At 26.6% G+C, this 9,829-nt stretch carries 13 protein-coding genes; 11 read left to right on the top strand and 2 right to left on the bottom strand.

Annotation, left to right across the window (positions count from 1 at the left end; genetic code table 11):
• Nucleotides 1–76 precede the first annotated feature (76 nt).
• Nucleotides 77–730 carry an NAD(P)H-dependent oxidoreductase gene (locus KGF50_RS18060; protein ID WP_227849351.1) on the top strand — a complete coding sequence of 218 codons (654 nt, stop codon included), beginning with the start codon at nt 77–79 and terminating at the stop codon, nt 728–730.
• Nucleotides 731–810: 80 nt separating this feature from the next.
• Nucleotides 811–1,020, top strand: coding sequence for a hypothetical protein (locus KGF50_RS18055; protein WP_227432931.1), 210 nt, complete (start codon nt 811–813; stop codon nt 1,018–1,020).
• Between the two features lie 139 nt (nt 1,021–1,159).
• Here the strand turns inward: KGF50_RS18055 and KGF50_RS18050 are convergent, their stop codons facing one another.
• Nucleotides 1,160–1,726, bottom strand: a complete 567-nt coding sequence (locus KGF50_RS18050) for a DUF1836 domain-containing protein (protein WP_413926838.1) — start codon at nt 1,724–1,726, stop codon at nt 1,160–1,162.
• Nucleotides 1,727–1,885: 159 nt separating this feature from the next.
• Here KGF50_RS18050 and trhA point away from each other — a divergent pair, with 159 nt between their 5' ends.
• Complete coding sequence (trhA, locus tag KGF50_RS18045; RefSeq protein ID WP_227849349.1) at nt 1,886–2,539, top strand: PAQR family membrane homeostasis protein TrhA; 654 nt, start codon at nt 1,886–1,888, stop codon at nt 2,537–2,539.
• Nucleotides 2,540–2,700: 161 nt separating this feature from the next.
• Here trhA and KGF50_RS18040 read toward each other — a convergent pair whose 3' ends face one another.
• Nucleotides 2,701–2,877 carry a hypothetical protein gene (locus KGF50_RS18040; protein ID WP_003420092.1) on the bottom strand — a complete coding sequence of 59 codons (177 nt, stop codon included), beginning with the start codon at nt 2,875–2,877 and terminating at the stop codon, nt 2,701–2,703.
• A 527-nt stretch (nt 2,878–3,404) separates the two neighbouring features.
• Between KGF50_RS18040 and KGF50_RS18035 the strand changes: the two genes are divergently transcribed.
• From KGF50_RS18035 to hisIE, 8 genes are read left to right on the top strand one after another with little or no spacing between them, the layout of a single operon-like run.
• Complete coding sequence (locus KGF50_RS18035; RefSeq protein WP_227849348.1) at nt 3,405–4,349, top strand: ATP phosphoribosyltransferase regulatory subunit; 945 nt, start codon at nt 3,405–3,407, stop codon at nt 4,347–4,349.
• Between the two features lie 21 nt (nt 4,350–4,370).
• Nucleotides 4,371–4,997, top strand: a complete 627-nt coding sequence (hisG, locus tag KGF50_RS18030) for an ATP phosphoribosyltransferase (protein WP_227432938.1) — start codon at nt 4,371–4,373, stop codon at nt 4,995–4,997.
• Nucleotides 4,998–5,030: 33 nt separating this feature from the next.
• Nucleotides 5,031–6,080: a histidinol-phosphate transaminase gene (gene hisC / locus KGF50_RS18025; protein ID WP_227849347.1), complete on the top strand. Its 1,050-nt coding sequence runs from the start codon at nt 5,031–5,033 to the stop codon at nt 6,078–6,080.
• A gap of 2 nt (nt 6,081–6,082) precedes the next feature.
• Nucleotides 6,083–6,661 (top strand): imidazoleglycerol-phosphate dehydratase HisB, encoded by a 579-nt coding sequence (gene hisB, locus KGF50_RS18020; RefSeq protein ID WP_227849346.1) that lies wholly within the window; start codon nt 6,083–6,085, stop codon nt 6,659–6,661.
• Between the two features lie 2 nt (nt 6,662–6,663).
• Entirely contained in the window at nt 6,664–7,269 is a 606-nt protein-coding gene (gene hisH, locus KGF50_RS18015) for an imidazole glycerol phosphate synthase subunit HisH (protein WP_227849345.1), read from the top strand.
• The gene (gene hisA / locus KGF50_RS18010) at nt 7,266–7,988 is read left to right on the top strand and encodes a 1-(5-phosphoribosyl)-5-[(5-phosphoribosylamino)methylideneamino]imidazole-4-carboxamide isomerase (RefSeq protein WP_227849344.1); all 723 of its coding nucleotides are present in this window, start codon (nt 7,266–7,268) and stop codon (nt 7,986–7,988) included. The genes hisH and hisA overlap by 4 nt, the downstream gene beginning before the upstream one ends.
• The gene (hisF, locus tag KGF50_RS18005) at nt 7,970–8,728 is read left to right on the top strand and encodes an imidazole glycerol phosphate synthase subunit HisF (protein ID WP_227849343.1); all 759 of its coding nucleotides are present in this window, start codon (nt 7,970–7,972) and stop codon (nt 8,726–8,728) included. Before hisA ends, hisF begins: the two co-directional genes overlap by 19 nt.
• 28 nt (nt 8,729–8,756) lie before the next feature.
• Nucleotides 8,757–9,425, top strand: a complete 669-nt coding sequence (gene hisIE, locus KGF50_RS18000; protein ID WP_227849342.1) for a bifunctional phosphoribosyl-AMP cyclohydrolase/phosphoribosyl-ATP diphosphatase HisIE — start codon at nt 8,757–8,759, stop codon at nt 9,423–9,425.
• The last annotated feature ends 404 nt before the right edge of the window (nt 9,426–9,829 follow it).

Here is a 9,829-nt window from a genome sequence, read left to right as displayed (position 1 = left end):
CTTTATAATTTAACTACAGAATAGAATGGTTATTTTTGTGAAATAATAATATAAAAATAATCTTAGGAGTGAGCTTATGAAGAAAAAATTATTATATATAAATGTGAATTCAAAACCAGAAGATTTATCTTCAAGTAAAACAGTAGCAAGAAAGTTTATCAATAAATTTATGGAAAAAAATAAGGATTTTGAAGTTGAAGAGATAGACCTTTATAAAGAGCATATACCAAGATTGGAATATCAATACTTCGAAAAGAGAAATAGTATAGTCAGTGAAGAAGCTGCTAAGCAATTAGACGATAAGGATAGAAAAGAACTTGCAAAAATTAGAAGTCTTTGTGACCAATTTGTGAGTGCAAGTGTATATGTAATAGCAGCTCCTATGTGGAGTTTATCTTTTCCAGCACCACTTAAAGAATATATAGATTGTATAATTCAAGATGGAAAAACTATATCTTTTGAAGGTGATGATAAACCACAAGGAATACTAAATGATATTGATAGAAGTATGGTATATATACAATCTTCAGGTGGACATATACCATGGGTACTAAAACCAGTTATGAATAAAGGGTTAAATTATGTGGAAAGTATCATGAAATTTATAGGTATCAAAAAATTTGATGAATTATTAGTAGATGGAACTGGAACTAGTGAAGAAGAAAGACAAAGTGCAATAGAAAAAGCATCTGAAAAAATAGAAGGTATAGTAGATTCTATGAAGTTTTAGTTATAATATTTTATTTTATTGAAAATATAAAGGAAAAACCTCTCTTAATGTAGAAACTTATATTGAAGGAGGCGAAAATCATGCGAGAAGAAAAAAGTAATGAGAAGTATGATTGTTATTGGTGTAATCAAGAAAATAATTTCCATGTAGAGATAAAAGACAATGTAGTGATGATAGATGATGGCACTGGTATACTTAAACAAGCCGTTTTCATAGGGTATAAACAAATTCAGGTTAATTTGAATTGTTCACATTGTCAAAACTTAAATAGAATAAAATTAAATTTGTAAACTTTAGATATGGAGATTCTTGAAAGAGTTAAAAATAGAAAGTATTAATATTTAGACTGAAAATTATATTGTATACAATAATGAGCAATTTAAGTTATATTGTATTTTAATATTTATTTTCAGTCTTACTTTATTAAAATTATTTTTTGGGTGTATCTTGGAAAAAAGTATCTACTATTTTTTCTGAAATACTTTTCAATTGGTCAGCCATTGAAGTTAAGCTTAATAAGGCTATCAATAAATCATCTTTATTTTCTGGATTAATACTGATATTTTCAAAATTAGACTCTATAAAGTTTGGCATATTATTTCTTTGCCTTTCTTTTATTGATATAAATTTTTCATAACATGCCACTAAGTCTTCTCCACTGAAATCCTCTTTTTCGTATACACCATTTAAGATTTTTTTAATTTCTTGTATTGTAAGTGTATTTTTCATAGAATAAATGATTATCATTTGTAAGATTTGTTCTTTGGTATATTTTTTTCCCTTAATAGGTTTGATTAATCCCTCTTTACTATAATTATTTATCATTGTTTTAGTGAGAATTTTATCATCCTCAAATCTTTTATTGGCAGAAAGTTTATTGTCAATTAGAGAAATAATTTGATCCATATATAGGTCAATAGATGGAATATCATTTGAAGTTATATCCGCATTATTTAGCGTTTCTAGTATTATGGTATTTAATTCATTGTTCATCATATGTTACCTCCATAATATCTATAATACACTAATTTAGAAAATAAAACAATATTAATGGTTGCAAAAGATATATAAAGTGGTATAATTAAGTTTATAATATAGTATTAAAAACTATATATAAAATGTAATTTTTAAAATACATAATTGTAGGAGGACGAAATGTATCAATTTTTTTTAAAGGGTAGAGACCCAATAAGTAGTTTAACCCATTTTATAGGGGCTTGTTTATCTCTTATAGCTACTATAATTTTAATTTTTCAATCTATATCTTTACAACAAACTTCTTTTTTGATGATAGTATCTGTGTCTGTATTTGGATTATCATTAATTGCTCTTTATAGTGCAAGCTCATATTATCATTTTCTAAAGGGTACACCAGAACAAGAATTATTTTTCAGAAAAGTAGACCACGCAATGATTTATGTATTGATTGCTGGTTCATATACACCAATATGTCTGTATTTTATGCAAAAAGAAGAGGGAATAATATTTACTACAGCAATATGGATAGTTGCATTTATTGGTATAGTAATAAAAATATTTTGGATGGATGCACCTAGATGGTTGTCTACAGGTCTATATTTACTTATGGGATGGGCAATTGTATTTGATATAAATGCATTTAATTCAATTCCTAAGGATTGTCTTAACTTATTAATAATGGAAGGTGTATCTTACTCTATAGGTGCAGTTATTTACATTATTAAGAAGCCAAATATAAGTCCTGAATTTGGATTTCATGAAATATTTCATATTTTTATTATGTTAGGTTCTTTATTCCACTTCTTAGCTGTTTTATTGTATGTTTTATAGTTTAAAAAATCCAGTTAATTGATACTAAAAATTCTACAATGAAGAAAATAAAAAGAACTGTCTTATATAGAATGTATCTTCTATTATAAGACAGTTCCTTATTATAAATATCAAATTATATTTATAATATCTTGTTTATAAAAATAGCATATTCAAAATGTCTATTCCATAATTCCTTTAATGTACTTCTCATTTACGACATATAGTTTGAATTTATGTACTATAATTATATCCTCTAAATTCTCTGACACACTAACAATTCTAACACATTTATTTCTAATTTCTACAGGCAAATCTAAATCATTTGTTAAATTTACATAGTCATCATATTTATACATAAAATCATCCCTTTACATTAAGATATACTTATTATACTATATTTTAATAAGTTTTTTTAAATTATTACAATTTTTCCCGAAATTTCATTTTTTATACACAAAATTTCCAAATTAAGTAAAGATTAAATATCTAACTGTACAAATAAAAAATCATATAAAATATTTTATTTAAATTTCTAAATAACTATTGCCAATTTTTGAAAAGTATATTATTATTAATAGTAATAAAAAAACTGTAAATTTAGAATATTAATAAAAAATATTTGGGAGGAAATTATCATGGTGAGATTAAATGTAGAAAAATTAAATATAAAATTAAATCATCACCATCATCATAGATTAAAGGGATTGTAATATGAAATTAATTCATAGACACAAGCCCTGTTTTTAGTGTAATTGGTCTTGTATCTATGATGGGAAGTAATTTTAAAAGAAAATTATAGCCATATAGGTATAAAGCCTATATGGCTTTTTTATTGTTTTAAATTTGCAAATGTAAAAGTAATTTTAATGAAAAGGGTGAGAATATGAAATTTTTAAGGATTGAAGATGAAGTTATTTATTCTAAAAAAAGATACAAATTAAAAAGAGAAATAGACAGGCTTTTCTTAGATGAAGAATATTTTCAAATAGAACCACAATTATTTGAAGAATATGATGAATTTACAAATATAAATAGTAAAATTCCAAAAGAATCTATGGTAAAGGTTGTAAATGGAAGAGTAATGGTGTTAAGAGCTGATATAACTACAAGTATAATAAAAAGTCTCATACCAAGATGGGAAGAGGGTTTAAAACTTAAGCTTTTCTATAATTCATCTATATATAAAAATAAGAATACAGTTGGAATAAAAGAAATAAGACAGATAGGTTGTGAGTACTTAGGAGAATCTTCTGTAGAAGCAGATAGAGAAGTGGTAAAATTGGCTCTTAAAATACTTGAAAAGTACAACAATAATTTCATTTTAGAGGTTGGAAGTAGTAAATATATTAATGGACTATTAGAGGAATTAAAATTAAACAAGAATTGTGAAAATCAAATTAAAAACTTATTATATACAAAAAATAACCATGAATTAAAAGTATACATTGAAGATTTAAAAATTAAAAATGATGTAAAAGAATTATTATCAAATATCTTAAATTTTCAAGGTAATCTATATAATGTTATTGAAAAGGCACAAAAATTTTACTGTAATGATAAGATGAAACAAGCACTTGAAGAGTTAAAACAAATAAATGATTTAATTGAGGAATGCAATTTTTTAGATAAAGCTAGATTTGACTTATCAATGATTACAATGCTTGATTACTATGAAGGAGTCATGTTTAGAGGATACTATCCAGACTCATATAAAGAAATTTTAAGCGGTGGAAGATATGACTCTCTAACTAAAGAGTATGGAAGAGAAATTCCAGCTATTGGATTTACATTAAGTGTTGATGAGTTAATGAAGTATGTATATAAGTAAGGTTGAAAAGGAGGTATTATTTTGGATTATTTAACTATAGCATTGGCAAAAGGAAGAATAGAAGGGGAATCATTTAAAAAATTTAAAAAAATGGGATTGGGGGATAGTATAGATACTGATACAAGAAAGCTAATTTTCAAAGATGAAAAAAATAAAATCATATATATACACGTAAAACCATCAGATGTGGTTACATATGTTGAAAAAGGAGTTGCTGACCTTGGTATAGCGGGGAAGGATACTATTTTAGAAAATGAAACAGATGTATATGAAATATATGATTTAGGTTTTGGAAAATGTAAATTTGCAGTAGCAGGATTAAAGGGAGATAGTATCTATAGAAAAGATGAATATCTAAAAGTAGCAACAAAGTACCCAAACATAGCAAAAAAATATTTTAAAGAAAAAGGCCAGAAAATTGAAATAATAAAACTAAATGGTTCTGTTGAACTAGCTCCAATAGTAGGTTTATCAGATGTAATTGTTGATATAGTTGAAACAGGTAATACACTTAAAGCAAATGGTCTTGAAATATTAGAAGATATATGTGATATAAGTGCTAGGATTATATCAAATAGGGCTAGTTATAGATTTAAGTACGAACAAATTCAAAATATAATTCGCTTGTTTAAGGAAATTGATAACTAAAATATAATTAAAATTGACAAGGAGAGGTTTAAATTGAGAGAAAAAGAAAGTATAAGAGAACTAAAGGGATACGAACCAAATCATGTAGATTGCAAGGTAAAGCTTGATGCAAATGAAGGAAATAAAAAATTGTTTAAGTATCTTGTTAAAGAACTTGGAGATAGTGATATAGATTTAAATTTATATCCTGAAGACTCTTATAGCGATTTAAAAGAGTCTATAATAAATTACATAGATGTTTCTGGAATAAGTAAGAAAAACCTTTTAGTAGGAAATGGCTCAAGTGAAATAATTGATTTGATAATACATACTTTTGTAGATAAAGATGAAACAATATTAAGTTTTTCTCCAAGTTTTAGCATGTACTCTATATACAGTCAGATAAATGGTTCAAAGTTTATAGGTGTTGAGAGTGATGAAAATTTAGTTATAAATATAGATGATGTAATTGAAAAAGTAAAAGAAAATAATCCAAAGATAGTAATTGTTTGTAATCCTAATAATCCAACAGGGACAATACTTAAAAGAGAAGACATAATAAAACTTTTAAACTCAACTAACAGTTTAGTAGTTTTAGACGAAGCATATATGGATTTTGGGGAAGAAAGCATGTTAGAGAATGTTTTTGAATATGAAAACTTAATCGTCCTTAGAACGCTATCAAAGGCATTTGGATTAGCTGGGATAAGAACTGGATATATGTTATCTAATAGTGGTTTAATAAACTCTGTTGAGAAGGTAAGACCTCCATATAACTTAAATTCATTGTCAGATTTCATTGCTACAAGAGCATTGAAAAATAAAGAAGTAGTTAAGTCTTATATAAGTGAAGTAAAAAAAGAAAGAGTAAAATTATATAAAGAAATGATTGATATAGGTATCAAAGCGTATGAGTCACAAGCAAACTTTATATTATTTTACTCTGAGATAGAAGATTTATCACAAAAGCTGATTGATAGAGGAGTACTAATAAGAAAGTTTAGTGGAAAACTAGAAAATTATTATAGAGTTACAATTGGTGATAAAGAAGAAAATATTATGTTTGTAAATGCTATAAAAGATATTTTTCAAAAGGAGAATTAAGTATGAGAGTTTGGAAGATAGAAAGAAATACGCTTGAAACACAGATTTTAGTAGAACTGAACATTGATGGTACTGGAAAAGTTGAGATAGATACTGGAATTGGATTTTTAGACCATATGCTTACTTTAATGGCGTTTCATGGTAAGTTTGATTTAAAGGTTATTTGTAAAGGAGACATATATGTAGACGACCATCATAGTGTGGAGGATATAGGTATAGCTATAGGAGAGGCATTTAAAAACGCTTTAGGAGATAAAAAAGGAATAAGAAGATATTCTACTATCTACATACCTATGGATGAATCTTTATCCATGGTATCGATTGATATAAGCAACAGACCATATCTTGTATTTAATGCAAAGTTTGACACTCAAATGATTGGTAGTATGAGTACACAGTGTTTTAAAGAATTTTTTAGAGCTTTTGTGAACGAATCTAGGGTAACTCTACATATTAATCTTTTGTATGGAGAAAATGACCATCACAAAATAGAAAGTATTTTTAAAGCATTTGCAAGAGCATTGAAAGAAGGTAGTGAAGTAATTTCCAATGAAATAGCATCTTCAAAGGGGGTATTATAAAAATGAATATAATAGTAGATTATGGTCTAGGAAATATAGATTCTGTATCCAGAGGTTTTAAAAAGGCTGGAATAGAAACTAAAATTTCTAACAATTTAAATGAAATAAAGGAGGCAAATTCACTAATACTTCCAGGTGTTGGAGCTTTTAGAGATTCTATAAATGCTTTAAATAAACTAGATTTGGTACCAATAATAAAAGAACATGTGTCAAAGGGAAAGTTTTTAATAGGCATATGTCTAGGCATGCAATTACTTTATGAAAAAAGCTATGAATATGGAGAGTATGAAGGATTAGGTCTTATAAAAGGTAGCATTGATAAATTGGATATAAGTTTAAAAGTTCCACATATGGGATGGAACAATCTAAAATTTAATAAGAAAAATGATGATATCCTTAAATATATTAAAGAAGATGACTATGTATACTTTGTTCATTCATATTATGCGAATTCATCAAATGAAGAACTTGTTGCTTTTTCAGAGTATGAGAAGAAAATTCCAGCTATAGTTAGAAAAGATAATGTATATGGTATACAATTTCATCCAGAAAAAAGTGGAGAAGTAGGTTTAAATATATTAAAAGCATATGGGGAGATGATAAAATGATAATATTTCCAGCAATAGATATAAAGGATAACAAATGTGTAAGATTGACTCAAGGTGATTTTGATAAAGTAAATGTATATTATGATAATCCATTAGAGGTAGCATATAAATGGAAAAGTGAAGGGGCAGAATATATACATATAGTAGATTTAAATGGAGCTAGAAGTGAATTTGGTGTAAATACAAAAACAATTGAAAATATAGCAAACAATATAAAAATACCTATTCAAGTAGGTGGAGGGGTTAGAGACAAGGAAAAAGTTCAAAGTTTAATAAAAGCAGGTGTTACTAGAGTGATACTTGGAAGTATAGCAATTGAAAATATGGAGTTAGTTGAAGAGTTGGTTAATGAATATCAAGAAAAAATTGTTGTTTCAATTGACGCTAAAGATGGAAAGGTAGCGGTTAGAGGCTGGGAAGTTGTAAGTAATGTAGATTCTCTGACTTTATGTAAACAACTTGAAAAAATAGGAGTAAAAACTATTGTTTATACAGATATATCAAAAGATGGTATGCTTCAAGGTCCAAACTTTGATATATATGAAAAAATATCAAAAGAGACATCTTTAAATGTTATTGCTTCTGGAGGCGTGACTTCTATTGAAGACATCAAAAAACTCAAAAATATGAACTTATATGGGGCAATAATAGGTAAAGCACTTTATGATAAGAAGATAGACTTTAAGGAGGCTCAACAACTATGCTTACTAGAAGAATAATACCATGTCTAGATGTACGAAATGGAAGAGTTGTAAAGGGGAAAAAGTTTACAGATATAGTGGATGTTGATAGTCCAGAAGTCCTTGGAAAATTTTATAGTGACTGTGGTGCAGATGAACTTGTATTTTATGATATAACTGCATCAAATGAAGATAGAAAGACATCTTTAGAATTTGTATCTAAAGTTGCAGAAAATATAAATATACCATTTTGTGTAGGTGGAGGAGTAAATAAATTAGAAGACTTTACTAATATTTTAAGAAAAGGTGCTGATAAAGTTTCTATAAATTCATCAGCAGTAAAAAATCCTGAATTAATAAGAGAAGCTTCATTAAGGTTTGGTGCACAATGTGTAGTTTTATCAATAGATGCAAAAAAAAATGAAGAGGGTTCATGGAGTGTATATGTAAAGGGTGGTAGAGAAAAAACAGATTTAGATGCAATTGAATGGGCAGTTAAAGGTGTTGAACTTGGAGCTGGAGAAATTGTTGTAAATAGCATGGATGAAGATGGAATGAAAAATGGATATGATATAGAGTTGTTGTCAAAAATAACTTCTTTAGTCAATGTACCTGTTATAGCATCTGGAGGGGCTGGGAAAATGGAAGATTTCTATGAAGCAGTCAAAGAATCTAATGTAGATGGAATTTTAGCAGCATCTGTTTTTCATTTTGGAGAGATAAAAATAAATGATTTAAAGAAGTATTTAAAAGAAATGGGTGTAGAAGTAAGATTATAAATTAAATATCTATAAGGAGATTGGAAAAATGAATGATAAATGTAATAATGTGTGTAGTGAAGAACTTGAAGAATTTATAAAAACTGTAAAATTTGATGATAAAGGATTAGTTCCTGCTGTTGTTCAGGATGCAATAAGTAAAGATGTCTTGATGTTAGCATATATGAATGAGGAGTCTATAAAGAAAACTTTAAGAGATAAAATAGCTTGTTACTTTAGTAGAAGTAGACAAGAACTATGGATTAAAGGTGAGACATCTGGAAATACTCAAAAAGTAGTCAAGATTTCTTATGATTGTGATGTAGATACAATATTACTTTTAGTTGAACAAACAGGGGTAGCTTGTCATACAGGTAATTATTCTTGTTTCTATAGAGATTTATTTGATGATACTGATAAAATTGACCTTGAAGTACAAAAAAATACATTAAAAGAATTATATGATTTAATAAATGAAAGAAAAAACAATCCTATTGAGGGGTCTTATACTAACTATCTTTTTGACAAAGGTCTAGATAAAATTCTTAAAAAAGTTGGAGAGGAAAGCAGTGAAGTAATTATAGCTTCAAAAAATGAAGATAAAAGTGAACTTATTTATGAAATTAGTGACTTAGTGTATCACACTTTGGTTTTAATGATAGAAAAAGGTGTTGAAATTGATGAAATAAAAAAAGAATTAATTAAAAGAAGAAAATAGAATAAGAATAGACTGATAGAAAATAAGAAAGTATACCGTTTTTTCGAAAAAATGGTATACTTTCTTATTTTCTGTTTTATCTTGTAGAGTAAAATTACAGGTTTCTTACTTAAGTTTATTATGTATACAATTTATTAATAAAACGATTATAATACATTATTTATTTTAGAAAAAATAGGATTATCCAATTGATATTTAAGAAGAATAATTTTAAATTAATTTTCATATTGAATAATATGAGCTTAAAAAGGATAGATTTTAAGATGAAATAGATTAAATTTTCATAAAAAGTAAGCGTTTTCAAAACTAATATTTTATTTTTTACTAAAAAATAAAATATTAGTTTTGATTTATGGTTTAATTTGGGTTATAATAAATTGTTAAATTATTTATTACTATAAAAC

The sequence above is a fragment of the Clostridioides sp. ZZV15-6598 genome (assembly GCF_020657705.1).
Taxonomy (GTDB): Bacteria; Bacillota; Clostridia; order Peptostreptococcales; family Peptostreptococcaceae; genus Clostridioides; species Clostridioides difficile_F.
The sequence above is the reverse complement of the archived record's forward strand: the minus strand, read 5'-3'. Positions and strand labels throughout refer to the sequence as shown.